The sequence below is a fragment of the Nitrincola alkalisediminis genome, from assembly GCF_009821115.1.
Classification (GTDB): Bacteria; Pseudomonadota; Gammaproteobacteria; order Pseudomonadales; family Balneatricaceae; genus Nitrincola; species Nitrincola alkalisediminis.
In genome coordinates this window covers 160,646-186,812 of sequence record NZ_VYTY01000002.1, presented here as the reverse complement: position 1 = coordinate 186,812, position 26,167 = coordinate 160,646, and the positions used below count along the sequence as shown (strand labels likewise).

Here is a 26,167-nt window from a genome sequence, read left to right as displayed (position 1 = left end):
TAGGTATGAATGGATGAGTTGTCAGCTGGATCAGTTGGATTTACACCCGCTGAGAGATGAAATTTACGAAGAACTGCATTCGCGTCCTTTTCAGGTGATTCCTTGTCCTGCGCGAATCACGCATATCGCGTTGTTAGCCAATGCTGAACAAAAGCAATCTCAGTTTCGTCACTTACAGGTGTTGCATCAGCTGTTAGGCTGTGCGGTCCCCGAGCACGAACACAGTTGTTATGAGTTGGTGTGTGGTGATTTGCGTGTCCGCCGTGAAATGCATATGGAGTTTACCTCTTACACCTTTATTAATTTGAATCGAGAAACAGGTGCCCCGGATTTTACACAGACAGGCCTTTCATTATTACCGACGGGTTGGATTGAAGCTCTAGAGGGGCAGGTAGTGGGGGCTTTTCATATTGCCTTAGAGCCTATGACAGATTCAGCCGAGCAAGACTTGCAATTGATTCGACCGTGGTTTGAAGGGATGCGTCTTGTCGGTAGCAGTCCTCAGCAGGGGAGTGCTCGAGTCTGGAGTAGCTTTCGTTTGCACAGTGATGGTTTTGGTCGTTTTACCATTTTGAATCGAGACATGTCAGACAGTCAGGTGGGGCGTTTAACTCAAAGACTCATCGAGATTGAAATTTACCGTCTTATGTCGTTGTTAGCCTTGCCGATGGCGCGCAGTATTTCGCCTTCACTTGCGGATATGGATCAAACGCTTGCAGAGTTGACGCAGAGGTTGGCAGACAATGAACAAGTGGATGAGAAGCAAATTCTAGCTGAATTAACGCATATGGCAGCACGCATTGAAGCCTACCGCGCGCATTCAACCTTTCGCTTTTCGGCGACGCGTGCTTACCATCAGTTGGTGCTGACACGCCTTGATGAATTGCGCGAAGATGAACTGTCTGGACACTTGACGATACGTGAGTTTATGACCCGTCGTTTAACACCAGCGGTTAAAACTTGTGAGTCGGTAGGTTACCGATTAGAGGATTTGTCGCGTCGCGTTGATCGTGCGTCAGATATGATGCGAACCCGAGTCGAGCTGTCGATTCAGCATCAGAATCAAGAACTCTTGAGTTCAATGGATAAACGCTCTCAAGTACAGTTGATGATGCAGCATACGGTTGAAGGCTTTTCGGTGGTTGCCATCAGTTACTATCTTGTTGGTTTATTGAAGTATCTCGTGGATGCCTTGTACAACTCAGGCGTAGAGTTTGATAAATCTTTAGTAATCGGTGTGATGATTCCCGTTGTTTTGTTTACGGTATGGTTTAGTATTCGTCGAATTCATCATCATTTTATACATTTAGCAGATAAGCAAGGCAACGAATCATGAGTGTTGAGCAGCGAATAGAAACATTGGTTAAGAGCGGTCTGAGCGTTGAAGGTTTCGTGTTGGAAAATGAAAGCCATATGCACTCTGGACCGGCAAGTGAGAGTCATTTTAAATTGGCTGTGGTGAGTCCTGACTTTGAAGGTTTAAGTAAAGTGCGCCGCCATCAAAAAATTTATGGCTTGGTTGCAGAGCTTATGCAAAACCCTATTCATGCGCTGGCGATGCATCTATACACACCCGATGAGTGGGCCGCTCAAGAAGGTCAGGTTCCGCTGTCGCCAAATTGTATGGGAGGCTCTAAGGCCTAATGTACGTGTAGGTTGACGGCCTGATCTTGAATCAGGCCGTTTGCCTTATCGGCTGACGGTGATCGATCTAAACAGATCGAAATACTCTGGAAAGGTTTTGCGTGTGCAGCCAGGGTCGTTAATGGTGATAGGGGCTGTACCGAACGCCGCTAGAGAAAAGCACATAGCCATACGATGGTCATCGTAGGTGTCAATGCTGGCAGGCATGATCTGCTTAGGCGGTGTAATTTCGATAAAATCATCCCCCTCTACAACCTCTGCACCGACTTTACGTAATTCAGTTGCCATCGCATATAAGCGATCTGTTTCTTTAACGCGCCAATTATAAACATTGCGGATACAGGTGGTGCCTGAGGCAAATAAAGCGGTGGTCGCAATGGTCATCGCGGCATCGGGAATGGCGTTTAAATCCAAATCCACGGCCTGCAGGGGACCTGTTTTGCTGACTTCGATCCATGTTGGGCCATAGGTAACATCGGCACCCATTTTGGCGAGCACGTCTGCGAATGCTTTGTCGCCCTGAACACTGTCTGAACCCACGCCATAGACTCGAACCGTCCCGCCCGCAATAGCCGCCGCGGCTAAGAAGTAAGATGCTGAAGAGGCATCCCCCTCTACCATGACTTCGCCGGGGGAGCGGTAGCGTTGACCTGCCTTAATGACAAAACGCTGATAATTATCATTCTCGACAATAACGCCGAAGAGTTGCATACTGTGCAGGGTGATGTCGATATAGGGTTTGGAGACTAATTCTCCGTCAACCTGAATGATGAGGTCTTCTTCGGCCATTGGGGCTGACATAAGAAGCGCCGTTAGGAATTGACTGGAGATATTGCCCCTAATGCTGACGTGTCCTCCTTTGAGGCCACGAGAGTGCAGCGTTAAAGGGGGAAAGCCTTCCTCTTTGAGGTAGGTGACCTCAGCGCCGAGTGGGATAAGCGCATCGACTAAGTCGCGAATGGGGCGTTCATACATTCGTGGTTCGCCCGTTAGGGTGAACTCACCATGCCCTAAGCATAAGGCTGCACATAATGGACGCATGGCCGTTCCGGCATTGCCAAGAAAAAGGTCCAATGCTTGATCTGTATTAAAGGGGCCGCCCGTACCTTGAACCAAGCACGTACGACGATCCGTCGATAATTCATATTGAACACCCAGCAATGCCAGAGCATTCAGCATATGTTTGACATCATCGCTATCAAGCAAGTTTGTAATACGTGTTTCGCCCTCAGCGAGTGCAGCGAGGAGTAGTAATCGGTTAGATAGGCTTTTTGAGCCTGGAAGTTGTATTTCACCGTTCACGAAGGCAAGAGGATTGAGTGTTAAGCTGTCCATGGGTCAGTCATCAAATTATTAGAATTAAAGTTAACATAAACTACCATTAATTCGTTTTTAGCGCGAGTCGCAGTAAAGGTTTGGAGCATAAATGTCGTCTAAGGAGTTTTTAGTGAGTCAGCCTGAGCAATCCCCTTACGATTGGAATTACATCTGGAAAATTGCCTTACTGCACAAAAAAGAGTTGGTTCGAGCCAATATTATTGCATTTTTGGCGGCTATTGCCTCTGTACCCTTACCCTTGCTGATGCCTTTATTGGTTGATGAGGTGTTGTTGGAGCAGCCTGGGTTTATTGTTGCGCAAGTGGATCGCATCTTTCCCGATGCTTGGCAGGGGCCTGTTTTATACATTATGGCCGTCTTTGTTATCACGGTTCTGTTAAGAGTTGTGTCCATTGTCCTGAACGTGTGGCAAGCGCGTCAATTTACCATTATTTCAAAGGATCTTATTTTTCGTATTCGAGCATCTTTGTTAAATCGGTTGAATCGAATATCAATGGCTGAGTACGAAACTCTGGGAAGTGGTCGCGTTGCTTCTCACTTTATAACCGATCTGGAAACAGTGGACCGGTTTGTGGGTGGTTCAATTAGCAAGTTATTGGTTGCACTCCTGTCCATTATTGGAACAGCGGTGATTTTACTTTGGATGCACTGGCAGCTTGCACTCTTTATTCTTTTTCTGAATCCCTTTGTCATTTGGCTAACGATGCTGATTGGTAAGCGGGTCAAGCATCTCAAAAAACAGGAAAACCAAGCCTATGAAGTCTTTCAGGGGGCATTAACCGAAACCCTCGATGCGATTACGCAAATTCGTGCAAGTAATCGTGAGCGGCATTATCTAATGCGCTTGATCGATAAAGCAAAAGGTGTAAGGGATCATTCTTCATGCTTCGAGTGGCAGTCTGATGCAGCCAGTCGTTTCAGTTTTATGGTGTTTTTAATAGGCTTTGATTTATTTCGTTCGGTCACCATGCTGATGGTTGTTTTTTCAGACCTATCCGTTGGACAAATGATGGCTGTGTTTGGTTATTTGTGGTTCATGATGGGGCCGGTGCAAGAGGTGTTAAGCATTCAATATTCGTGGTTTGGGGCAAAAGCGGCACTGCAGCGAGTGAATAAACTGTTGGATTTGCGTTTGGAGCCGCATTACCCGGCTAATCAGAACCCTTTTATGGAGGGGGTGAGTGTTGGAGTGGAATTAGACAATATCCACTTTAGTTATGTGCCGGGTCAGGAGGTTTTAAAAGGAATTAGCCTGCGGATTCAACCGGGTGAGAAGATTGCGTTGGTAGGAGCCAGTGGCGGGGGTAAGTCTACCCTGATACAAGTGTTGTTGGGACTCTATACACCACAGCAAGGTCAGATCGCGTTTAATGGGGTGCCTGTCACCGAAATAGGGCTTGAATGTGTTCGTGAGCATGTTGTGACCGTGTTGCAGCAGCCCGCATTGTTTAATGGCACCGTCCGAGATAATTTATGCATGGGGCGCAGCTATAATGATGAAAGGCTATGGAAAGCCTTAGAGGTGGCGCAGTTGGACTATTTTGTTGAGCATGAGCTGCCCGATGGTTTAGATACGCTTGTTGGACGACAAGGGGTGCGCTTATCAGGAGGTCAGCGTCAGCGTTTAGCGATTGCTCGAATGGTGCTGGCAGATCCTAAAGTGGTGATTTTGGATGAGGCAACCTCTGCGCTGGATACTGAAACAGAGTATGCTCTGCATAAAGCGATGAAAACCTTTTTAGCAGGGCGTACAACTCTAATCGTGGCACATCGGTTGAGTGCAGTAAAACAGGCTGACCGCGTGTTTGTGTTTGAAGATGGAAAGGTTGCAGAAGAAGGAAATCATGATCAGTTGATGGAACAAAATGGGCTTTATTCACGTCTGTATGGTAAGTATCAACGAAGCTGACTTCAAAAGAGGAGTTGGGTCAGCTAGCATTCATCTTGATTCTAGTAGGATGGATTCATTAGGCATAATAGCCAACATTTCAGTTGGGTAAGGAGAAAAGCAATGAAACGATCAGCAATGATCATCGCCCTAGTGTTAAGCGGTGCAGTGTTAACGGGGTGCGCTCAATCAAGTTTAACGGGCACTAGCTATAGCCGTGGTGAAGCACGTCAAGCGCAATCCGTTCAGATGGGACGGATCGAAACAATTGTGCCTGTTATCATCGAAGGACGTACAGATGGTGTCGTCGGTGCAGGTACAGGTGCGGTGATTGGTGGTATCGCAGGCAGTAATGTCGGTGGTGGCAGTGGCAGTACTATTGCTACAGTCATCGGTGCGGTTGCAGGTGGTATTGCAGGGCAGCGCATTGAAGAAGCGACAAGTCGTCGTCAAGGCTATGAAATTACTGTGCGTTTAGATAACGGTAGTTTAGTGTCTGTGGTGCAAGAAGCGGATAACAACCAACAGTTTAGTCCTGGTCAGCGTGTGCGTGTCCTAGGTCAAGGCAGCACAATGCGTGTGAGCTACTAAGCCGTTGAGGCGTTTAGGTGGATGTCTGTCTCTTTGTATGATAGGCATCCACCCACTGCGATCTATTTTTCTGGAGCGTGGTAATGCAGGTATAAGTCGACTAAGAGTTCAGGGATTTGCTCAGCCATTTCTTCGCTTAGCGCACGATCTTGACGAATTTCAAGCACTTCTTTGTCTTCGAATAAGTCGGAGGCAACCATGATGGGTAGAAGCAATCCAGCAACGGTTTCTTCATCATCACCAAACCAATCTTCTTCACGAAGAAAAACACCTTCCATGAAAGACTGAGCCCAAATGGTGAGTTCGGCTAAATCTTCATCCTCGTCTTCATCGTCCAAATCGAGTGTTAACTCGCAAGGCAGAAGTGTTTCTTGATCGTTGTAAAGGTCATTACCAATGGTGTAATGAAGTTTACGTAGCAGGCCAAGAATGTGGTCTTTTTGAGCATCGGATTCCCACTGTGGTTCAGTGTCGAACAGTAAATCAAGCCATTCTTGTTCAGGGATCTTAACAGGACTGATATTGATGGCACACAAAAGTCCGTGCGTTCCAATAAGATCCAATGCATCTTCAGATACGGCGGAAGAAAAAAGAAATGTTTCGAGTTGGTCAAGTTCAGCTTCAGTAATTAAACCGGTTGTTGCAGAGCTCATCTGTGTAATCCCCATTAGCATGACGGCTTATTCTAACCTGTAATGCGTTAATCTGATACGTTTATAATCTGTATATCAGCTGATCAATTGAGTATCTTGCTCTGTTTTCACTCAGTCTGACATGACCTTCAAATAAAAACAGCTCAGGTTGTAAGTGTCGTTATTGTCGTCATCTAAAACTTACTCCTCACCCCATACATGTGTTGAGTCGCATAGGGGGTGAGGTACAGGGAGAAGTATTGATGCTTAAGCGTCTGTTTTACTGGTTGAAGTGTTTGACGACGATGAGTTCGCTTTACCAAAGGCTTTGTTCAGCACTTCAGACTGGGGGTTCATATCGATTGAGCCGTTGAGCTGCGCACCGTCTTCAAGGCTGATGCGTGGAGAGACAATGCTGCCTTGAATATCAGCACTCTTGCGAATGATGATTTTTTCCGACGCTATTAAATTGCCAGTCACCGTGCCATCAATATAAATAATACGTGCATAAACATCGGCAGACACATTGCCTTGTGTACCAATCGTGACGCAATGATCTTTGATTTCGATTGTGCCTTTGACTCTGCCTTCGATCAACAAGTCTTCCTGACCCTTGACCGTGCCTTCGACCTCGATACTGGAACCAATAGAGGCGTTGTTTTCAGGTCTGATTGTCGGTGGAACGGGCTCGTGTCTAACCACCACGCGAGCCGCTGGCTGAGAGGTGGCCGTTTGGGCGACTGCAGCCGGTTGCGCGGGGCTGGGTTGAGGGGGCGTCTGCTGCGGTGCAGGCTGAGACTGAGCAACGGCCGTAGGTTTGTCAGCCGATGGCTTTTGTACGTTTGTCTGGCTTGGGTTGGTTGACGCGGGTGTGGTCGCTTCACTTTTGTTGGTATACATTGTCAAATCCCTATATTGATCATCGCTCTTTCAGTTGTCGGAGCCTTAGCAACGTTGACTTCAACTGTAATATGAATGGCTATCCATAAACAAGAGACATCCGCGTGGATGTATGAATTTTCCAAAAAGTAGACGATGAAATATAGGGTGTGAGGATCGATGCAAGGATTCCTGACCTTTAGGATGACAATCTCGACGGCTTCGCGGATAATATCGCCCTATGACAGATGACTCCCCACTTTTTAATTCCGCACGCCGACAGCTCGCCGAAGTCTTTGGCTTTAGTCAATTCAGGCCGCCACAAGATGACGTCGTGAATACCCTGCTTGAAGGGCGTGATGTGCTGGTTGTAATGCCAACGGGGGGTGGTAAATCCCTCTGTTATCAATTGCCGTCCTTGGTGCGTTCAGGCACTGGGGTTGTTGTGTCGCCGCTTATTGCACTAATGCAAGATCAAGTCAGTGCCCTGTCTCAGTTGGGTATACGAGCGGGCTGTCTTAACTCCTCTATTCCATTTGAGCAGTTACAGCAGACGGAACAACAGTTGTTACTGGGTGAGTTAGACTTACTCTATGTGGCACCCGAGCGCTTGTTACAGCCAAGAACGCTGGCGTTATTGCAGAGAATGGAGATCGCGTTATTTGCAATAGATGAAGCCCATTGTGTGTCTCAATGGGGGCATGATTTTAGGCCCGAGTATATGCAGCTCGGCCAGTTAGGCCAGTTGTTTCCTAATGTTCCCAGAATTGCGCTAACAGCAACAGCGGATACACGGACGCAAACTGAGATTGTCACGCGTTTGGCCTTGTCCAATGCAAAGCATTTCATTCAAGGTTTTGATCGACCCAATATTCGATATCGAATTGGGCAAAAAGAGAGAGCCCGAGAGCAACTGCTGACGTTTATTCGTTCTGAGCATGAACAGGATGTTGGTGTTGTCTACTGCATGTCCAGAAAGCGTGTGGAGGAAACAGCCGCTTGGTTGTGCGAGAAGGGCTTTAATGCATTGCCATATCATGCAGGGCTCAGTGCCGATATGCGTCAGCATCATCAACACCGATTTCTAACCGAAGACAGTATCATCATGGTGGCAACGATCGCCTTTGGAATGGGCATCGATAAACCCAATGTTCGCTTTGTTGCCCATCTGGATCTTCCTAAGTCAATCGAAGCCTATTACCAAGAAACAGGGCGGGCTGGACGTGATGGTCTCCCTGCTAATGCCTGGATGGTGTATGGTCTTCAGGATGTTTTGTTTTTGCGGCAAATGCTAGAGGCCTCTCAAGCAGAAGATCGATACAAACAGGTTGAAAGACAAAAGTTGGAAGCAATGCTGGGACTGTGTGAAATTACCACCTGTCGTCGTCAAGTGCTTTTGAGCTATTTTGGAGAGTCACATCATCCTCCTTGTGGAAACTGCGATACCTGTTTAGAGCCCGTGCCCGTCTGGGATGGCACCGATGCGGCTCGCAAAGCCTTGTCTGCCGTATATCGAAGCGGTCAGCGCTTTGGTGTTAACCATGTTGTTGATATCCTGTTAGGGCAAGAAACTGAAAAAGTCGTACAAAACAATCATCATAAAATCAGTACTTGGGGAATTGGTAAAGACCTTGATCGTAATCAGTGGCGGTCGGTGTTTCGGCAGCTAGTGGCTAGAGGCTATCTTAAGGTGGATGCCGAAGGGCATGGTGTGCTGCTCCTAAATGATAAATGCCGTGCTGTTTTGAAAGGTGAAGAAACCTTGCAGCTTAGAAAAGATCCTCGAACACCTTCCGGCAAGGCAAAAACAGATTACCGAACCGCTGCACGTCGAGAACGCAGCAATCCGGCGATGCGTCGCTTAGACCCTGCTGAAGAGCGTTTGTGGGAAGACCTTCGTGCATTGCGTAAACGTTTGGCGCAAGAGCAAGATGTGCCTCCGTATGTCATTTTTCACGATGCAACCTTGATGGAAATGGTGCTCTACAGGCCCCAGACAGAACAGCAAATGCGCAGCTTAAGCGGAATAGGTGAACGTAAGTTTGCACTTTACGGCGAGGCATTTTTGGATGTGATTGAAGACCATCGCACAGCCCCCACAAGTCAATGGATGCGACCTGTATGAGATGGCGGTAGCGATGAATTTTGAGTTGGTTGGTCTATTTGTAAGCGCGTTTCTTTCGGCAACGCTCTTGCCTGGCGGCTCAGAAGCTTTGCTGGCGTGGTTGGTGTCGCAAGGTCAGCAATCGTTGATCCTGTTATTGTTGAGCGCTACCTTGGGTAACGTGCTGGGTAGCATGGTGACATTTGGCATGGGAGCATGGTTAAAAACACGTTATCCCTTAAAACAATTAGACAAACCAAATCAACAACGTGCGCGCGATTGGATCGAGCGCTATGGCGCGTTTGCCTTGTTGCTGGCGTGGTTGCCTATTGTAGGTGATCCCATGTGCTTTGTCGCAGGTTGGTTAGGTGTGAACTGGCGATGGAGTTTGTTGACAATCAGTATTGGCAAAGCCGTGCGTTATAGTGTGATTGCCGGGTTGTTTCTTTAAGCCGTCACCAGTCACAAAGTGATCACTCAGTTTCACTCTTTCCTAGTCGTGCATCAATGAGTAAATTACGAGGGGTGAGCTGTCGTTCGCAGAAGGTCCCCCATTGAACCTCATACCCTTGTTCCTCCAGCAACAGCACATAATCCAGAACCAGCCAAATTTCGAGTGGACGCCTAAAAAGATGGCGTAGCAGTTCGTATCGCCGTAAAGTCTTTGCTCTGGCTTTCCCTCTTTCTTCCCAAGTTTTCCAATGACACGGATTGGTTAGCGGACGCTGAATTGTGTCTAAAGCCCAACGACAAAATCCCTCAAAATCACCCTGAACCAGATGGTTAGGTGCAGACGGGAGAGGGGAAATCGGTTCCAATGGCCAAAGGTGTCGCCGTAGCTCGTCAAAACCGAGCCGCCAATCGGTCATCTGAAGGCGTTGAAGTGTAACCCGTTGGGGGGCTGTAACGGTTTCTTGAACCGCTAAACGGAGTGTGGAGAACTCAACAGGTATGAGCGAGCTTGTTCGTGCTCGTTGTGATAGGGGCTGCCATTGTTTATGTTGACTTAAGTGATAGCAGCAGGGGGATAGGCTGATGCGCTTGGACTTGATATTAGCAGCATGGCTGAGTAAGTGGCGGTGCAAGTCGCCGCAGGCATGTAAGGCTACGACATGGGCATCAATGGGTAAATGCAGTGAAGGGCTCATGACATCTTGGTGACGTAACTCAACAGCATCACGATATTTCTTAGCTGTCTTGTTACCTTTTTCGACGAGCGTAGGATTCCACTCCAATCCGACAACGTGACACACGTGCGGCGCCAATGTTCTGGCAAGATGGCCGCAACCGCAGCACCAGTCAACAATTGAATGGGGTAGCGGGAGAAGCGCACCTGTAAACGCACCGGCTTGGAGTCGTTTGCGACCGGGCATTCCACTCGCCTTTACTTCAGGTAGAGCCATAGATGGCCCCTCTAATACAGGTGTTTGTGACAGCCGTATTGCTTCACCGAGAGATGGCAGGGCATGCTGTATGTGTTGTGTTAGCTCGATAGGGTGGGTTTCGAAGAAGGTGCATTGCTGATCGGTTAATTCTTGCAGTGCACTGGATAACTCAAGGTGCTTAAGCGCCCAGTCAGGCTGAGGTTGGTAAAAGGGTGCTTGATGCCAGAGTTCACGATGAGCAACAAGCCATGTATCGAGCGTTTGCCAGTGCTCAAAAAGGCCTTTAAAAGAATGAGGGAATGTCTGCATCGTGTCCTGCGCGTAAAAAGAGTATGCTTAGCTAAAAATAACATCAGGTATTAAACGGGTTTGTTTGCTTAAAACAAAGGAAATATACCATGAATCGCCCTGCAATGATGCGTTACGCTCGGTCGTTGCTGTTGTTAACGCTGTTATTGATTGTTCTGTTAAATGTTTGGTTCTCTAGGGTTAGGGAAGAGGGGTGGCGGCAACCCGTAATCGCTTGGATTTATCCCATTAATGCCGATGGATCTGAGTTAACGCAAGATTGGATTGATGGTTTAACACTTGATGCCTTTGATGAGATGGAGCGTTTTTTTAATCGGGAAGCCCGTCGTTATCGCTTGCCTTTAGAGCGCCCCATTCAACTGCAATTGGTTGACCAAATTCATGCGGTTCCACCGGATATTCCGCAAGAGCCGAGTATTTTAGAGGGGGTTATTTGGGCGCTACGCATGCGTTACTGGGCTTGGAAGTATGATGACAGTGAGCGAGAGTCCGATACTATACGCATTTTTATTCGCTTTTACTCCCCAGAAAATCCTAGGCCTATGCAACACTCGCTGGGATTGCAGAAAGGGATGATTGGAGTCGTGAACGGCTATGCGGGTCAAGAACACTTAGGTCGCAATCAGTTGGTGGCAGCCCATGAGTTGTTGCATAGCTTAGGGGCGACGGATAAATATGACATGGATACCCTGGCCCCCGTCTGGCCGGACGGCTATGCAGATCCAACACAGTATCCTTTATACCCGCAGACACGAGCCGAGATTATGAGCGGTCGTCTGCAGTTAGCGCCTGGCTGGCTGATGCTACCGCCCAGTCTAGAATACGCTATGATTGGAGCTGCAACCGCAATCGAAATTGGCTGGTTAGCGCCTCATCATGAGGCTGATCATGAGCAACGGTAATCAATTTAAGCATGAGTTGAAGATGCGTTTAGTCAATAAAAAGAGTACAGCATGATCACTGATCTTAAACAAAAGCGGTTTTGCAAAGGAACATCCTCATTTGTGCTCGTTTTGTTGGCCGTCATTATTTTGTTAGTGGGCATCGCCAACTACAGTATATTGGTTTGGTCGCAAGCTCGAATTATTGAGCATGAAGCAACGAGGGTTGCAGAAGTGGTGACCAGTCACGCGCTCAGTGCGCGCAGTGTGTACTCCACTCAATTATCTGAAGTGCCCATGCATTTTTCTGAACTCCCCATCCCTTCGGAGTTTTTAAAATTAGTGGCCCGCGATGTCAGTGCCAATAATATGGCTTCTTATAGCTATACTCCGTTGAGTCTCTGGAATTTAGACTCAAATCAGGGCTTATCTGATGATTTTCAGTATTGGGCTTGGGAACAGCTTAAAACACAAGATCAGGATAACCCTACAGCGCCTATCGATTGGCAGCCAGTCAAGCGCTTTGAGCGAATTGATGGTGTTAAAACCTTGCGTTACATGGTGGCTGATGGCGCGAATTCAGAAAGCTGTGTGAGTTGTCATAATGCCTATGAGCAGCGTAAAGATATCATTGATAGACGAGTCGGAGCCGGTGTGGAACCCGGTAAACAGTGGCAGCAGTACCAATTAATGGGGGCTTTAGAGATACAAGTGTCGGTGGACAAAATAGAAGCGCTCGCATCGAGCCAATCTAAACTGACCTTGTTGTTGGTATTGATTGCCTCCGCTGGCGGTGTGTTGCTGGTAGGATTAATTATTTGGCGTGATTTGCAAAAGGAAAAAGAAACCTCAGCATTTTTTGAACAAGAAGCGAGTTTTGATCCACTCACGCGTTTGCTGAACCGATCAGGTATGGAACGCTCAGCGGAAGCCGCACTGCAAAAGTCTCAAGCAATGGGAGCGGGCTTAAGCGTTTTATTCATCGATTTGGATGGTTTTAAACCTGTTAACGATACCTACGGACATGACGTGGGAGATGAGTTGTTAATCATCATCGCTACACGCTTGAAAGCAATTGTTCGAGAGTCGGATATCGTGGCCCGCATGGGAGGAGATGAGTTTCTGATTCTTATGGAAGAGTCGCCTGAGTCTGAGCGTTGTCATGAAGTGGCACGTCAGCTTATTTCGTTATTGAGTCAACCGATCCTTATTCGTCAGCATCCGGTCACGGTGTCTGCCAGTATTGGGATAAGTCGTTCCCCAGAAAATGGCCTTGAGTTAAGTGAGCTGATTCGCAAGGCCGATCAGGCAATGTATGAGGCAAAGTCTAAGGGGCGGGCGAATTATGTCTGCTACACAGAGGCTGTTTAAACAATAAACAGCCATGTATACTAGCCCATCATTTTGTCCTCCAATGAATTTTGATGTGTTCCACTCTAGGGAGCACGTTTACGCATGATCCGGTAATTCGATGACTAGCCCAGATACTGACTTGACCCATTCCGTGAATTTAGAAGATAAAAAAATCAAAACGCGCTTAAACAAGCTTCAAAAGCGTTTGCGTCGTGAAGTGGGGCAGGCCATTGAAGCCTTCAACATGATAGAGGATGGTGACAAAGTCATGGTCTGCTTGTCGGGAGGCAAAGACTCCTACGCCATGCTCGACATTCTGATGAACTTGCAAAAAAGTGCGCCGATTCATTTTGAGTTAGTTGCCGTTAACCTCGATCAAAAACAGCCGGGCTTTCCGGAACATGTGTTGCCAGAATACTTATCGGGTCTGGGCATTCCTTTTCATATTGTTGAACGAGATACCTATTCCGTCGTTAAGTCTGTTGTACCCGAAGGTAAAACCACTTGTGCGTTATGCTCTCGTCTTCGTCGCGGAACCCTATATGGTTTTGCTGAAGAGATTGGCGCGAATAAAATAGCCTTGGGGCATCATCGTGATGACATACTGGAAACCTTTTTCTTGAATATGTTTTACGGTGGTAAATTAAAATCCATGCCGCCTAAGCTGGTATCGGATGATGGCAAAAATATGGTTATCCGGCCGCTTGCTTACGCACGCGAAAAAGACATAGAAGCCTATGCCGAGCTTAAAGGCTTTCCGATTATTCCCTGTAATCTTTGCGGATCGCAAGAGAACCTGCAACGTCAAGTGATTAAGGAAATGTTGCAGAGTTGGGATAAGCTCTATCCAGGTCGTATTGAAACCATGTTCAGGTCCTTGTGTAATGTTGTCCCATCGCATCTGGCAGATCCGGCCTTGTTTGATTTTAAGAACCTACAGCGAGGTTACGCGCATGGCATAGTGGATGATGAAGATGCGTGTGCGACTTCACCCTCCAGTGTTCAGTTCATGGAGCGTATCGATATTCTTTCGTTGTAAGAGCTAAATCAACGCCGTACTCATTGATGGGCCTTGTTCGAGTAAGTGTTTTAAGCGTGCGACTCCTTCTGCAAAGATAGAAAAATCCCTTGGAGGGGTCACGCATATTCGCACAGACTGCGGGGCTGGATATGAACCCACACAAAAAGGCTCAGGACCGATCAGAGTAACCCCACGTTGGTTGGCCTCTTCAACAAACTGTGACGCTCTCCAGTCTTCAGGTAGATTAAGCCATGCATGAAAACCAAACTCATGCGAGCGTAAGTCGTAGTCCTTAAACTGCTGGCGTAAATGCTGTTGGCGATGTTTCACTTCTTGCCATTGCCAGTCAATCAATTGATCGGCTCCTCCCATGTCAATCCATTCACAAATAACAGACCCCATTAGTCCGGCTATCCCCCAGCACTGCGCACGTAATGCACTCGAGAGCTTTGGCATTAGGGGGGATGGCGCACGCAGGGCGCCGAATCTGAGGCCTCCGTCGAGGATTTTTGACACACTGAAAATATACAGGCTTCGCTCAGGGGCTAATTCAAAAAAGGGCGTACCTCTGTGACTTGCGGGCACAAACTGAACACCGTCTTCAAGTATGAGCAAGTCATGACGTCTCGCAACCTCGACGAGATCAATGCGTCGCTCTTCACTCATCATTTCGCAGCTGGGATTGTTGTACTCAGCCATCAAGTACAGCAAGCGAATTTTTTGCTGTTGGCAGATACGGTCTAAGGATTCGGGCCGAATCCCTTGGGCATCGGAACTGACATTGATGTGTTTTAAGCCCAGCTGTTTTGCGGCAGCAATCATACCGGGGTAGGTGATATTAGCCGAGGCAACGGCCTCTCCAGGGCGAACAAATGTTTGAAGAGCCAAGTAATCGGCATGCTGTCCACCCTCTGTTAAGAGCAGTTCCTGTGCATCGACTCGTAATCCTTGAGCATTCATCCAGTGGGCAAGGCGTTGACGGTGGGTAAGGTTTCCTTGCTCGGGTTGATAGACAATCGCATTTTCTGTTTCGCCATGATGATTGGATAGGCGCAATAAAATCTGTCGAAGCTGCTCACCCCGTAAAGATGAAGGGATTGGAGTGCTTAGGGATAAATCGATACTGTCAGCTAAGGCTTTTGATAAGTGATGAAAATTGGGTAAGTCGACCTGTTGTCCGCGAATTCGTGTTCCGCTGCCAACTTTTGCTTCCGTTAACCCCCTGCGCTCTGCTTCTCGATAGGCTCGGGTGACGGTACCAAGGGTAATTTGCAATGCATCCGCAAGAAGACGTTGCGGGGGCAATGTATCACCTGCTTTCAGCGTTCCATTAGCAATATCGGCCGCTAATTGATTGACCAATGAAAGATAGAGTACGCCTGAGGATTTATCGAGGATGGGAAGCCAATGACAGCGTTGACGTGCTTTTTTTTGAAGCAATGCTTTGGTTTCAGATGTTGGTGCCATTCAATTGTCGCCCTTACATTGAATTGTAGTCATGACAACTTAAACATTGATGTCATTGTGTGTTCGGATTAAGGTAATTGTATCGCTTATCGGGCGTCTATTTCAATAATTGTATGATTACAATTTAAGGGGGAGGTATGTTTTCACATCTGACGGATTGGGCCGTATTTTTATTACCAGTGATGCTGTTTTCATTGAGCATGTCAGCAACACCTGGCCCTAACAATGTGATGTTAACCGCATCTGGAGCTAATTTTGGCTTTGTTCGCAGCTTGCCTCATATGTTCGGTATTACCATCGGCGTTATGTTGTTGATGGCCATGGTGATGCTGGGCTTAGGGGTTATTTTTGAACGTTTTCCATTTTTCCAGACGTTGATTAAAGTCGCAGGCAGTGTGTATTTGGTATGGTTGGGTTGGAAGATTGCAATATCACCTCCGCCTCAATTGGAAAATGCAGACGGAAAGCGCCCATTTTCGTTTTTTCAGGCAGCGGCTTTTCAGTTTGTAAACCCGAAAGCCTGGATGATGGCTATTTCAGCGATTGGCCTTTTTACCTTAACCGGAGATGATTTTATGTTGTCATCTTTCATGATCATCCTAGCAATGGGAGTTGTGAATTTTCCGGCGATTGCTTGCTGGGCAGGCTTTGGTGTTGCAATCGGACGTTTATTAAAAACGCCAACACATTGGACGGTTTTTAATCGTTTTATGGGAGGGTTAACCGCCTCCTGTGTTGTCATGATTTTGATATGAAGAGCGCAATTAGTTATTGCTTAAGAGATTTAGCCGAGGCGGGACAGTGCCCGTCTCGGTTATGAAACACCTTTACTCAACGTTATGGTAGACGTTTTGTACATCATCTAGATCATTGAGAAGATCTAAAAAGCGCTCAAACATGGGTTGATCTTCATCGCTGATGGCCGTTGTGGTTTGTGCCAGGAATTGAATCGTATCGACCTCGAAGTCAATCTCGCCAAGGTTTTCAACCAAGGCTTGTTTGGCTTTTGCGTATTCGGTATGCGGTGTAAATACAGTGATCATGTCGTTTTCATTTTCGATGTCCGTGACATCGACGTCTGCACTCATTAAGGCTTCAAGAATGGCTTCTTCATCGCTGCCTTTAAACGCCAAGATTGCACAGTGGTCAAACATGTGGCTAACACTGCCTTGTGTACCAATTTTGCATTTAGTCTTGGTAAAGCAGTGGCGTACATCACCAAAAGTGCGGTTCGGGTTGTCCGTTAGGCATTCGATAATCACCATGCAGTTACCGGGACCAAAGCCTTCGTAGCGGGCAACTGAGAAGTCTTCACCGCCTGATCCCTTGGCTTTATCTATGGCTTTTTCAATGACGTGAGCGGGAACTTGGTCTTTTTTAGCACGTTCAATGAGGCCTCTTAAGGCGAGATTACCACTGGGATCGGTTCCGCCTGATTTAGCGGACACGTAGATCTCACGTGCGTACTTGCTATAGACCTTGGTTTTTTGATCGGCCGTTTTGGCCATGGATTCTTTACGGTTCTGATAAGCGCGACCCATACTGGAGCCCTATTCTTCAAAAAAACACTAATCTTACCCTCAAACTCGGGAGAGGGCTATTCCCTTTAATCGTCAAAAATAAAAAAGCCGAAACGATGCGATCATGGGAGGCACCGTTTCGGCTTTTATGAACCTAGGGCGTTTAGAAACGACTAGGACTGAAAGGAGCCATGTCAATTGGAGTTGACTCGCCGTGCATCATGTCGCTCAGTAAGCGGCCTGTTGCAGGGCCTAATGTGAAGCCTTGATGACCGTGTCCAAATGCAAACCAAAGATTCTGATGTTTAGGAGCAGGGCCAATCACCGGTTTCATATCGGGGATACAAGGTCTTGCGCCCTTCCAAGGGAGAGCTTCCACTCGGTTGCCAATTGGATATAAGGTTTTGGCCACTTTTTCGGCTGCATCCAGTTGTCCTGTGCTGGCTGGAGCTTCTAAATCGGCTAACTCTGCGCCAGTTGTCATGCGTACACCGGCCTTCATGGGTTCGAGCAGGTAGCCTTTTTCAGCATCCATTAGCCAGTACTTTAAGGGTTTTCCTTGAGGTTGGTTATAGTGAACGTGGTAGCCACGTTTCACGAACAGGGGCAAGTCATAGTCTAAAGTTTTTAAGAGGTCTTTTGACCAAGGGCCGAGAGCAATGACAACGTCATCGGCTTCGTGGCTGCCTTCACTTGTATTAACGGTCCATCCTGTTGCTGTTTTTTGAACACCTTTTAGCTCGGCCAGTTCAAAGCGTCCACCCATGGCTTCAAAGGATTTAGCATAGGCTTGTACCAGATCGCCCGGAGATTCTACCGTCCATGAGTTTAGCCAGTGAATCGCGCCGACAATGTCTGACGATAAGCCAGGTTGCACTTGGTCAAGTTCTGCACGATTGAGGCGTTTGAATTCGACACCATATAGGCGCTCGGCATCTAGGGCTTCTTTCTCGCGGCGATCCAGTTCTTTTGGTGTTCTGTAGAGTTCAAGCCAACCCTCTTTTTTGACAAGATGGTCTGCACCTGAGGCTTCAATCATAGGAGCATGTTCATCCGTTGATAACGAAATAATCGAAGCGTACTGTGGGACAATTTTTTTATAACGGCTTGGAAAAGAGTTCAGCCAGTAACTAAAGAGTGGGCTAACAGCAGCGACCATTCCAGCGGGGCGGTAGCGGATATCAATGCTACGATTGGGCAGAACACGCAATAGTGTTTTGAGGTCATGTGGAAATGCGTAAGGCGCAATTGCTTCGCGCTGAATAATACCTGCATTGCCAAAGGAGGTTTCTTGTCCGGGGGGGCGTCTATCGATCAATAAGACGGAGCGGCCTCGTTTTGCAAGATGCCAAGCAACGCTAACTCCAACCATTCCTGCACCGAGAACGATGGTATTTCCGGACATATGAACTCTCCTTAACTAAAAGCCTGCCCCATTGATTGGGAAGATGCGTTAAAAAATAGGCGTCAATCGACGATGTAATACATTCTAGCAGAGCTTTTTTGAATTTCCTGTATTCGTAGATATGTTCGTTTTAAAATTCTAATTGGTCCATTTTTGCGAGAATTATTTCCTGAATAAATATCTAAATGTCAGAAAAAATCCTGTTTTTTAAAGAGGGTCTGAGCGGGTTGATATAGGAAGGAGGTAGTGATGCTCAGTGCTCTAAAACGAAAGCGCATCTTGTCGTCGGTAAGCCAACGTATAAGAGGCGCTTTACAGTGAAAAAGCGACGAGTTTATTCAGAGTAAATGAGGCTGGTTCAGTAGGTTCATTCGGTTTAAATACGGAGACAACGCGAATCCAAGTGTTTGGCTAAGTAGCTTTGCTTGTTGTTTCAATTGCTTTTGACTTTGCGTATCACGTTGCTTTCCGGCAAAGACTATCCAGTTGCCTTCTTGCGTTGTACAGGTGCGAATATCATCAAAAAGACCTGCAAGCTCGGTGAGTAAGGTTTCTCCTTTGTGCTCTTTCCAGCAGTTTAAGACAAGCCAGCCTTTAGGTTTTAATCGCTCGTAGCATTCATGTAAGTAGGCTGGGTCATGTTGTTGCTCATCTACCCCATTTTCATCGTAAATATCACTAAAAATAATGTCAGCTGGCTTAGATTCAATGCAGTCCAGATAGGATTTTGCATCCATATGGTGTGTTTGAATGCGCTTGCCACGTGGCAGTTGAAAATAACGATGGGCCACATCAATCACTTCGCGTCTTAGCTCGACAATTTGCTGGACCGACTCGGGGAAATGAAAATGGAGGCATGAGTTAAGCGTGCCAGCCCCTAGTCCTAGACTGATGATGCGTTTGGGTTCGGTTAAAAGAAGCACTAAACACATGGCGCGAATATAGTCGAGTTGGGGGAGGTGGGGCTCGGATTTTAACCAACAGCTCTGCTCGTCACCTTCACCAAATGATAGGTAGCGTTTGGTGCCATCATCAATTACAAGAACAGGGCCATACTCATCATAACCGCGATAAATTTCTTTTCCATCAAGTAACATATTTAGACCTTTTGCGCGAAGTGCGAGCTTCGTATGTATGTAATTGAGATAATGTTCGTGCAACCATCATCAGATAAGATTAACACACAGATTTACTGGATAACTATGGATAAGGCTCTCAAATGTGCCCAGTCAAGGTTGACCTCTCCACCCATTAATTGTTTAAATGCGCGTTTTACAATAAGGAAGTCGTCGTTGCTTCATGGATGAGCACTCTCTTTTTTGCTGAGCCTAATTGCTGTCAGCCCTGCTTTTCCATGAGCATCAGTCCTGCTAAACAGTAGGTTACATTGATGTATTCACAAAAAAACCGCTTACTCGCCATCGATACACCTCTCGGTGAAGACGCTTTTTTATTGACTCGAATAGAAGGCGAAGAGGCGATGTCGAGCCTCTTTTCATTCGAAATCGAACTCTACTCCGAACGCGCATCGGTGAAAGCCGCCGACATTGTCGGCCAAAATGTCACGCTTAAAATCATGCAGACCGATGAGGAGGGGCTAAAAACAGATGCCTACACCTTTATCAATGCCCATGTTCGACGCTTTCGGGAAGAGGGTCAGCAACTCCAACATCTGCGCAGTTATCGGGCAGATGTGGTGCCTTGGCTCTGGTTTTTAACGCAAACCAGTGACTCAAAAATATTCCAAAATAAAGATATACGTCAGATTGCCAGCGAGGTCTTTGCGGACAATGGCTTTAATGATGTCGAGTTTCGCTTATTCGGCCAACACCCGGTGCGAGAGTACTGCGTTCAGTATCAAGAAAGTGACTTTACCTTCCTCTCGCGTTTGTTTGAAGAAGAGGGTATCTATTACTTTTTTAAGCACGAAGCGGGCAAGCATACGCTGGTGCTATCAGACCATTTCATTGGAACGGATGTCTGTGAAGAACGCAAGGTCAGTTACCGCAGCAGCGGTTTGAGCGAAGATGCCATCTATGCGTGGTCACACCAGCACGAGTTTCGCACAGGGCGTCTTGCCCAGCGTGACTATGACTTCACCAAGCCTTCGGATCGCATGGAAACCTTTGACAAAGCCATGATGGACGTGCCGGGCGTTGAGCGTTTCGAGCAATTTACTTATCCGGGCCGTTACAAGAGCAAACTCTTGGGTGAACCACTGATTCGCCTGCGCACCGAGCATAACGAAGCCCTGCATGATCAAGTGTTTGGCAAAAGCCACTGCCGCAGTTTTCGCAGTGGCCATCAGTTTGAATTGGTGCGCCATGATGACGCCGCCCAAGAGCTAGACACCTACTTGTTGGTCAGCGTTCAGCACCGAGCTGAAGACTACAGCTACACCAGCCGTGATGAAGAAAGCCGAGGTTACGAAAACGAATTCGTCTGTATGCCTGCTTCGCGTGTCTACCGCCCACCACTTAAAACCGGCTGGCCAAAAATGCTCGGCCCACAACATGCCAAGGTGGTCGGCCCTGAGGGCGAAGAGATTTACACCGACGAATACGGCCGTGTCAAAATCCAGTTCCCTTGGGATCGTTACGGTCAAAACAACGAAAACAGCTCTTGTTGGGTGCGTGTCAGTCACCAATGGGCGGGCAAAAACTGGGGCTCGATCTACATCCCGCGCATAGGCCAAGAAGTCATCGTCGACTTTTACGACGGCAACCCGGATCGTCCGATCATTACCGGGCGAGTGTACAATGCTGAGCAGATGCCGCCGAACAGCCTGCCTGCCAATAAAACCCGCTCCACTATTCGCAGTAAAAGCCATAAGGGCAAAGGGTTTAATGAGTTTTCGTTTGAGGATGAGGCTGGTAATGAGTTTATCTATATTCATGCTCAAAAGAACATGGAAGTTCAAGTACAAAACTCACACCACAAACGTGTTGAATACGATGACACGGCGACGATTGGAAATAACTCCTATTTAGCTGTTGCACAGGATCGCATTGAAAAAGTTGATCAAAATCAACATACCACCATCATCGGCAACCTAACCGAAAAAATAGACGGCAATCAGGGAGTCACGCTCGGAGGCAGCCAGCACAGTAAAGTCGGCGGCGATATGACGTATAAAGTATCGGGGGAAATCGTACTTGATGCCAGCAAAATTACCTTGGTGTCAGGTGGTGCTTCGATTGTGATCACATCTGGAGGTATCAACATAGCACCCAGTATTAATGTGGGCTCAGCATCCCCAGGTACAGCGGCTATACCGTCGATACCTGAAATATTGGAAGTCGCCGCGGGGGCAGGATCTCCCTTTGTATCACATTGCCCCAAAACGACTTAAGCAATTACTAAGGACAGAATATCAATGGACGCCTTTCAACAGGATGTGAATAACAAACCGTGTATTTCAATATCCGAAACCACTTGGCCAGTGATCCAGTCAATCCGAATGCGCCAGTTTACTTTCGTTTTTACGATCCAAGAGTACTGCTGGATATGGTGAGCGCTCTTAATATCCAAAAGCTCTCACAGTTTTACAGCGGAATTGGGTCCTTTTATGTCCCCCTCACGTTTCAAATGCAGCTACCTGCATCGTCAAGTATAGCGACTGAAGAGTTAGGCAAGAGAGCATCTTCACCCACTCGATTTATTAAACTCGCACTAGAAAATGTACCTGACTTGGCTCAGCATAATTCTAACCAGAGCTTTAAAGTAAATCCTAATGAATACCAAATGTTCATTCATTTGCTTAATCAACGGAGTGTCTTAAATTTAGCTGTTGCACTTTTCCAAGCCTATGATGAGCAATTTCCGGCTTATAACTACGTGGATGCCGCTCAACTCGCCTATCAAAATGCATCCAAGTATCGCTTTACAACACAGAATGAAATGACCGTACTGGCTGACTGTTTCCTCTGGTTAGGTCATAACTTTCCAGAAAATAGTCCTGATGCGGCACTGTTACTCAACGATCCCCAGTCACAAGGGTTGCAGCACCTGTACGCTTGGTTGCAATCGATAAAAACAGCCGCCCCTCTTGCAATAGATGGACGCTCCCATTTAAGAGAAGCAGGACGTAGACAATGAATGAGCAAAAAACAACACCTCAAGCTCCTGTGCGAGGACCACGACTGTACCTTCATGACATGCCACTTGATACAGCGTGCGTGCCCTGTGAGTCTGCCAATCAGTGCTGCGAGTTTAATGGTAAAATTCAAGATGCGAAGGATTCGTCGCGATACATCCAATGGCCCTTTGCAGAAACGGATGTCAATCCAAACCCTAGCTCGTGTCTATTGGTGATTGCCGATCAAGTGGAAGGCAGCGATGCAAGTGATGTAGGCGCGTTATTTGCCAACGTCAAGGTTAGCTATCGAAAGTTTCTGTGTGGTCAAGACTGTAAGCAACCTGATCCTCAGCGAGTCAGCCTTTCGGTTCAAAACCAAGAGGGGACTGAAACCAAAATGGACTACAGCTTTGAATCCAAAGTCGCGATGCCAGGTAAAGCTTATTTGGCATTTGTAAACTGGATACCCAAGGATGTGCTGACGGCACTGATGATTCTGGATACGATTGTGACCTTTCACTGCCAGTTATCAGGCTCGGATACCACTCGTATCACGCCTCGTATGTGCGTCAATCATCCACCCTCAACAAAAACCTTTGAAGTCATTCCGCTTCCTCAAATCAAGCTTGAGGGCTCCGCAGAAGTTAGCCTTCTGTTCAGTCTCAGTACAACAGCGCCACTGAAAATTGAGTACGGTGCAAAATCCGCACTCACCTATATCTACGGCAATCTTAAACAAGAATACAAGGGCGAGGCGAAGGAGTCGGTCTATTCATCTGCTGACTCATCCGGCGGCCACTCATCTAATGAGCAGAAAGCCCCCGGTGTGTTTGGATTGCTAAAACAATTAGTGGATCAAGTGTCAGACACTCAGAGGAAGGGTGCGCCATCAAACACTGCAGGCTCAAACGTTACCCACGGAAACCGTGTGACGCTTAGCACCTCCGTGCGGCTGGGATTCATTGGTATAGAGTTACAAGCAAAGTCGAGAACTCCCGATTTGCTACTGAACTTTGGCGAGGTCAATGCCACTTTAAAAGCAGGTGTGACGGGGACGATCGATGTTCTGGATACCGCGGCACAAATGTTTATGCCCGCAGCCGCGAGCACAATCAGGAAAACGCGAACAGCCATCGCCAATGGCGAACGTGTAAATGGTGATTTGCAGGCCAACATCATCTTGGCCGCAGACAGTAACGTGAATCTAAAAATACACCCTAACGCAAGCTTCACGCTTCATGCGAACGGAGATGACACGAGTGTTAAAGGGCTCTGGCAGCAATCAACGCTCTCAGGCCAGTTAAAAGTGATGGGCAAAGCCGAACTGCGTTTTCACGTAGAAGGCAAAGTGTGGGGCGTTAGTGCGAAAGTCGGAGCCAACGGCTCCCTCCACACCGCTTGGTGCACCGAAGTGCGTCAAAACTCAGATGATACCAGCAAATGGGAGTCTAGAAGTTATTTTGAAGGACTCGTGGCCGAGGTGAATGTCTATGCGGAGATGCGTTATGAAGACACCTCCGTGAAAGCGGGGGATGGTGGATTAAAAAATAGCACTACCCAAGTCGATACCGTCAAAACCACACAAACGATTTTTGATGCGGTAGACGCCAACATTGCAGAGTCGGATCGTACAGCCGCCCGTTTAGAAGCCGAGGATCTGGAGCGTAAGACAGGTGGGTCCTCACAACCCCCTAGGCTAAGTGTAGAAGAAGCGAAGTATGTGTTAAGGACCTACGACTTGCCCAAACCAATTGCGCAGCGAGAAGAGCTGGAACGTTTAGAAAACAGAGTAAGGCTGCATCCTTATGAAGTGGATAACCAAGTTGCATTAGATAACCTCCTGCGTGAGATCACAAAGGATTACCATGATTTAAAAAATCCGAATAGCTTAGGAGTTCATCAAATACTGGCACCGACGGTCAATCCGATCAACGCGAATAGCCCGAAATGGACAGAGTTTCAATTTTTTTGAGGAGGTAGTGAGTGAAAACAAAACCTATGGCTTGGATTGTGGGTGGCGTGCTGCTGCTTGCAGTGACGTTAATGATATGGAATGTAAAAGGAACTCAGATGGCACGTGCATCGGATTATGTGATTGATCGAAATTATTATGTCATCGTACATGCTCAAGGTGCAGCGTACGATGTATTTATTAACGGTATTACAACCAAAAAAGAAAATGATATAGGATCAACTAGCTTTAACTTGCCTATCAATCACTTAATGCAATCTGATATTAATCGCGTGACGTTTAATTTTAGCCCCACTGAGCTCAAGTATGATGAGTTTGGTAAGGTTATTGTCGAACCTAATTCAAACTTTTTCATTCACATTTCCATTGAGTCCGTTCATTTAAAAACCCGGGAAAGAGAGCGGATTACACTAGTGGATGCACGCTATGATATGGAAGCAGGGCAAATTGTCAGTAACGAAAAAACGATATTTGATACTGATCCTGTTTATCGTCAACCGCATATGCAGACCACGGGTGAGTTAAAGTTAAAAAGTAATCATGTCTGGGTGAATCATGGCCTTGAATCACCGATTCCTAGCCAACACTTAATCGCCGAATTCAGAATATCTGACCGTTTCCCACGCTTCCATTGGTTGGACGAAGCGGTTGTATTGGAAGACACACCCAAGCTGCGCAGAGAAGTTCGCGACGCCTATCGTTATATTCACAGGCTGATAGAGAGCGGCGACTTTGGTGGTATGCGCAGGATCATGGAACCGGGTTGGAAAAACGCGGCCATTTCCTTGAACATGGGCAATTCGGCAGATGACTTTATTCACAGCGTGGAGCCTTATAAAGGCTACGTTAAAAGACGAGAAGATGGTCGCATACTTCAACCCTTGCATTTTGATCAATTAGAAACGCCGCTTGAGTTAGACCATTTACAGTTTATGGCCGATGGTCGTGTCGTTCGTCTGTTGCCCGACCCTATACAGTGGGAACGCCCGGGAGCAACGCACACGACGTTTTCTCGCTTTGTATTTTATATGAATGAAGAGGGTGTTTTGATGGTCGCTGATATTGTGCTCTAGAGGAATTTCAGACGATATTTTGTAATCTGTCCGAAGAGGTCGGTCAAGGGTGATCAAGGATTGTTGATACGTAGGATTGAATAGCCTTGATCTTGGCCTAGAAGCAACTGCGGAGTTTACCCGAGGCCCTGTAATTACTGCACTGTGACCGTCTGCCGCCAGGACGGCGGCTGTTGAGCGAGTCATGGACGACGTAAGCGCGTCACAGAGTAGTGATTGCAGGGGTGAGACGATGATTAATAAGAGGAATGAAAAATGCCAGCCATTGCGCGTGTTGGGGATTCACATATTTGTCCTAGAAAAGGGCACGGAAGAGGGACTATCGTTAGTGGTGGTAATTCAATTGTTGAAGGCAGTCCTGTGGCGCGTGTAGGAGACAGAGTTTCATGTGGTTGCGTGATCGTTCAGGGTGCCGCCCATGCTTTGGATGACGGTAAACCTATCGCGTATGTTGGCTGTCGCACCTCAGGCGGTGGTCAAATCACCTCAGGTGCTTCGCAAAGTGAGGTGTGAAACGGGTAGTTAATAGAATGAGCCTTGCTCCTCTATGAGTATCAGCCCTGTTAAACGGTAGGTCATATTGATGTATTCACAAAAAAACGCTTACTTGCCATCGACACACCTCTC

23 protein-coding genes are annotated in these 26,167 nt (G+C 47.2%); 15 read left to right on the top strand and 8 right to left on the bottom strand.

Annotation, left to right across the window (positions count from 1 at the left end):
- The first annotated feature begins 13 nt into the window (after positions 1-13).
- Complete coding sequence (locus F5971_RS04060) at positions 14-1,336, top strand: DUF3422 family protein (RefSeq protein WP_036511456.1); 1,323 nt, start codon at positions 14-16, stop codon at positions 1,334-1,336.
- A complete protein-coding gene (locus F5971_RS04055) occupies positions 1,333-1,644 on the top strand; it encodes a BolA family protein (protein ID WP_036511459.1) in 312 nt (103 codons plus the stop codon). Before F5971_RS04060 ends, F5971_RS04055 begins: the two co-directional genes overlap by 4 nt.
- A gap of 45 nt (positions 1,645-1,689) precedes the next feature.
- On the opposite strand, the gene aroA is transcribed toward F5971_RS04055, so the two are convergent.
- Entirely contained in the window at positions 1,690-2,979 is a 1,290-nt protein-coding gene (gene aroA / locus F5971_RS04050) for a 3-phosphoshikimate 1-carboxyvinyltransferase (protein ID WP_193494200.1), read from the bottom strand.
- 91 nt (positions 2,980-3,070) lie between these two features.
- On the opposite strand from aroA, the gene F5971_RS04045 reads away from it, so the two are divergent.
- Positions 3,071-4,891, top strand: a complete 1,821-nt coding sequence (locus tag F5971_RS04045; RefSeq protein WP_193494198.1) for an ABC transporter ATP-binding protein — start codon at positions 3,071-3,073, stop codon at positions 4,889-4,891.
- Positions 4,892-4,993: 102 nt separating this feature from the next.
- Entirely contained in the window at positions 4,994-5,461 is a 468-nt protein-coding gene (locus tag F5971_RS04040; protein WP_036511465.1) for an outer membrane lipoprotein, read from the top strand.
- Positions 5,462-5,523: 62 nt separating this feature from the next.
- On the opposite strand, the gene F5971_RS04035 is transcribed toward F5971_RS04040, so the two are convergent.
- Together F5971_RS04035 and F5971_RS04030 are read right to left on the bottom strand one after the other, a co-directional pair.
- Positions 5,524-6,114 carry a YecA/YgfB family protein gene (locus tag F5971_RS04035; RefSeq protein ID WP_193494196.1) on the bottom strand — a complete coding sequence of 197 codons (591 nt, stop codon included), beginning with the start codon at positions 6,112-6,114 and terminating at the stop codon, positions 5,524-5,526.
- A 246-nt stretch (positions 6,115-6,360) separates the two neighbouring features.
- The gene (locus tag F5971_RS04030) at positions 6,361-6,993 is read right to left on the bottom strand and encodes a bactofilin family protein (protein ID WP_193494194.1); all 633 of its coding nucleotides are present in this window, start codon (positions 6,991-6,993) and stop codon (positions 6,361-6,363) included.
- Between the two features lie 220 nt (positions 6,994-7,213).
- Between F5971_RS04030 and recQ the strand changes: the two genes are divergently transcribed.
- Positions 7,214-9,097, top strand: a complete 1,884-nt coding sequence (recQ, locus tag F5971_RS04025; RefSeq protein ID WP_193494192.1) for a DNA helicase RecQ — start codon at positions 7,214-7,216, stop codon at positions 9,095-9,097.
- A gap of 13 nt (positions 9,098-9,110) precedes the next feature.
- Positions 9,111-9,527 (top strand): YqaA family protein, encoded by a 417-nt coding sequence (locus F5971_RS04020; RefSeq protein ID WP_193494190.1) that lies wholly within the window; start codon positions 9,111-9,113, stop codon positions 9,525-9,527.
- Positions 9,528-9,549: 22 nt separating this feature from the next.
- Here F5971_RS04020 and F5971_RS04015 read toward each other — a convergent pair whose 3' ends face one another.
- Positions 9,550-10,770, bottom strand: coding sequence for a methyltransferase (locus F5971_RS04015; protein WP_193494188.1), 1,221 nt, complete (start codon positions 10,768-10,770; stop codon positions 9,550-9,552).
- 89 nt (positions 10,771-10,859) lie between these two features.
- Here F5971_RS04015 and F5971_RS04010 point away from each other — a divergent pair, with 89 nt between their 5' ends.
- From F5971_RS04010 to ttcA, 3 genes are all read left to right on the top strand, one after another.
- Positions 10,860-11,672, top strand: coding sequence for a hypothetical protein (locus F5971_RS04010; RefSeq protein WP_051514430.1), 813 nt, complete (start codon positions 10,860-10,862; stop codon positions 11,670-11,672).
- A 51-nt stretch (positions 11,673-11,723) separates the two neighbouring features.
- Entirely contained in the window at positions 11,724-13,022 is a 1,299-nt protein-coding gene (locus F5971_RS04005) for a diguanylate cyclase domain-containing protein (RefSeq protein ID WP_193494186.1), read from the top strand.
- Between the two features lie 100 nt (positions 13,023-13,122).
- Entirely contained in the window at positions 13,123-14,043 is a 921-nt protein-coding gene (ttcA, locus tag F5971_RS04000) for a tRNA 2-thiocytidine(32) synthetase TtcA (protein ID WP_036511479.1), read from the top strand.
- A 3-nt stretch (positions 14,044-14,046) separates the two neighbouring features.
- On the opposite strand, the gene F5971_RS03995 is transcribed toward ttcA, so the two are convergent.
- Positions 14,047-15,492: an aminotransferase-like domain-containing protein gene (locus F5971_RS03995; protein ID WP_193494179.1), complete on the bottom strand. Its 1,446-nt coding sequence runs from the start codon at positions 15,490-15,492 to the stop codon at positions 14,047-14,049.
- A 137-nt stretch (positions 15,493-15,629) separates the two neighbouring features.
- Here F5971_RS03995 and F5971_RS03990 point away from each other — a divergent pair, with 137 nt between their 5' ends.
- Positions 15,630-16,247, top strand: coding sequence for a LysE family translocator (locus tag F5971_RS03990; RefSeq protein WP_193494177.1), 618 nt, complete (start codon positions 15,630-15,632; stop codon positions 16,245-16,247).
- Between the two features lie 72 nt (positions 16,248-16,319).
- Here the strand turns inward: F5971_RS03990 and F5971_RS03985 are convergent, their stop codons facing one another.
- The 3 genes from F5971_RS03985 to F5971_RS03975 form a co-directional block, all read right to left on the bottom strand.
- Positions 16,320-17,033, bottom strand: coding sequence for a YebC/PmpR family DNA-binding transcriptional regulator (locus F5971_RS03985; RefSeq protein ID WP_193494175.1), 714 nt, complete (start codon positions 17,031-17,033; stop codon positions 16,320-16,322).
- A 142-nt stretch (positions 17,034-17,175) separates the two neighbouring features.
- Positions 17,176-18,417: an NAD(P)/FAD-dependent oxidoreductase gene (locus F5971_RS03980; protein ID WP_193494173.1), complete on the bottom strand. Its 1,242-nt coding sequence runs from the start codon at positions 18,415-18,417 to the stop codon at positions 17,176-17,178.
- Positions 18,418-18,755: 338 nt separating this feature from the next.
- Positions 18,756-19,514, bottom strand: a complete 759-nt coding sequence (locus tag F5971_RS03975) for a spermidine synthase (protein ID WP_036511488.1) — start codon at positions 19,512-19,514, stop codon at positions 18,756-18,758.
- Between the two features lie 293 nt (positions 19,515-19,807).
- Between F5971_RS03975 and F5971_RS03970 the strand changes: the two genes are divergently transcribed.
- The 5 genes from F5971_RS03970 to F5971_RS03950 all read left to right on the top strand — a co-directional run bounded on the left by F5971_RS03970 (position 19,808) and on the right by F5971_RS03950 (position 26,053).
- Complete coding sequence (locus F5971_RS03970; RefSeq protein WP_193494171.1) at positions 19,808-21,769, top strand: type VI secretion system Vgr family protein; 1,962 nt, start codon at positions 19,808-19,810, stop codon at positions 21,767-21,769.
- A gap of 59 nt (positions 21,770-21,828) precedes the next feature.
- The gene (locus F5971_RS03965; protein ID WP_193494169.1) at positions 21,829-22,515 is read left to right on the top strand and encodes a hypothetical protein; all 687 of its coding nucleotides are present in this window, start codon (positions 21,829-21,831) and stop codon (positions 22,513-22,515) included.
- Positions 22,512-24,467: a hypothetical protein gene (locus F5971_RS03960; protein WP_193494167.1), complete on the top strand. Its 1,956-nt coding sequence runs from the start codon at positions 22,512-22,514 to the stop codon at positions 24,465-24,467. Before F5971_RS03965 ends, F5971_RS03960 begins: the two co-directional genes overlap by 4 nt.
- An 11-nt stretch (positions 24,468-24,478) precedes the next feature.
- Positions 24,479-25,540: a hypothetical protein gene (locus tag F5971_RS03955; protein WP_193494165.1), complete on the top strand. Its 1,062-nt coding sequence runs from the start codon at positions 24,479-24,481 to the stop codon at positions 25,538-25,540.
- A gap of 255 nt (positions 25,541-25,795) precedes the next feature.
- Entirely contained in the window at positions 25,796-26,053 is a 258-nt protein-coding gene (locus F5971_RS03950) for a PAAR domain-containing protein (protein ID WP_036513090.1), read from the top strand.
- The last annotated feature ends 114 nt before the right edge of the window (positions 26,054-26,167 follow it).

Excerpts from the sequence above, each read along its gene's own strand:
- F5971_RS04060 (WP_036511456.1), top strand. The coding sequence starts at position 14 with ATGAGTTGTCAGCTGGATCAGTTGGATTTACACCCGCTGAGAGATGAA.
- F5971_RS04055 (WP_036511459.1), top strand. The coding sequence starts at position 1,333 with ATGAGTGTTGAGCAGCGAATAGAAACATTGGTTAAGAGCGGTCTGAGC.
- aroA (WP_193494200.1), bottom strand. The coding sequence starts at position 2,979 with ATGGACAGCTTAACACTCAATCCTCTTGCCTTCGTGAACGGTGAAATA.
- F5971_RS04045 (WP_193494198.1), top strand. The coding sequence starts at position 3,071 with ATGTCGTCTAAGGAGTTTTTAGTGAGTCAGCCTGAGCAATCCCCTTAC.
- F5971_RS04040 (WP_036511465.1), top strand. The coding sequence starts at position 4,994 with ATGAAACGATCAGCAATGATCATCGCCCTAGTGTTAAGCGGTGCAGTG.
- F5971_RS04035 (WP_193494196.1), bottom strand. The coding sequence starts at position 6,114 with ATGAGCTCTGCAACAACCGGTTTAATTACTGAAGCTGAACTTGACCAA.
- F5971_RS04030 (WP_193494194.1), bottom strand. The coding sequence starts at position 6,993 with ATGTATACCAACAAAAGTGAAGCGACCACACCCGCGTCAACCAACCCA.
- recQ (WP_193494192.1), top strand. The coding sequence starts at position 7,214 with ATGACAGATGACTCCCCACTTTTTAATTCCGCACGCCGACAGCTCGCC.
- F5971_RS04020 (WP_193494190.1), top strand. The coding sequence starts at position 9,111 with ATGAATTTTGAGTTGGTTGGTCTATTTGTAAGCGCGTTTCTTTCGGCA.
- F5971_RS04015 (WP_193494188.1), bottom strand. The coding sequence starts at position 10,770 with ATGCAGACATTCCCTCATTCTTTTAAAGGCCTTTTTGAGCACTGGCAA.
- F5971_RS04010 (WP_051514430.1), top strand. The coding sequence starts at position 10,860 with ATGAATCGCCCTGCAATGATGCGTTACGCTCGGTCGTTGCTGTTGTTA.
- F5971_RS04005 (WP_193494186.1), top strand. The coding sequence starts at position 11,724 with ATGATCACTGATCTTAAACAAAAGCGGTTTTGCAAAGGAACATCCTCA.
- ttcA (WP_036511479.1), top strand. The coding sequence starts at position 13,123 with ATGACTAGCCCAGATACTGACTTGACCCATTCCGTGAATTTAGAAGAT.
- F5971_RS03995 (WP_193494179.1), bottom strand. The coding sequence starts at position 15,492 with ATGGCACCAACATCTGAAACCAAAGCATTGCTTCAAAAAAAAGCACGT.
- F5971_RS03990 (WP_193494177.1), top strand. The coding sequence starts at position 15,630 with ATGTTTTCACATCTGACGGATTGGGCCGTATTTTTATTACCAGTGATG.
- F5971_RS03985 (WP_193494175.1), bottom strand. The coding sequence starts at position 17,033 with ATGGGTCGCGCTTATCAGAACCGTAAAGAATCCATGGCCAAAACGGCC.
- F5971_RS03980 (WP_193494173.1), bottom strand. The coding sequence starts at position 18,417 with ATGTCCGGAAATACCATCGTTCTCGGTGCAGGAATGGTTGGAGTTAGC.
- F5971_RS03975 (WP_036511488.1), bottom strand. The coding sequence starts at position 19,514 with ATGTTACTTGATGGAAAAGAAATTTATCGCGGTTATGATGAGTATGGC.
- F5971_RS03970 (WP_193494171.1), top strand. The coding sequence starts at position 19,808 with ATGTATTCACAAAAAAACCGCTTACTCGCCATCGATACACCTCTCGGT.
- F5971_RS03960 (WP_193494167.1), top strand. The coding sequence starts at position 22,512 with ATGAATGAGCAAAAAACAACACCTCAAGCTCCTGTGCGAGGACCACGA.
- F5971_RS03950 (WP_036513090.1), top strand. The coding sequence starts at position 25,796 with ATGCCAGCCATTGCGCGTGTTGGGGATTCACATATTTGTCCTAGAAAA.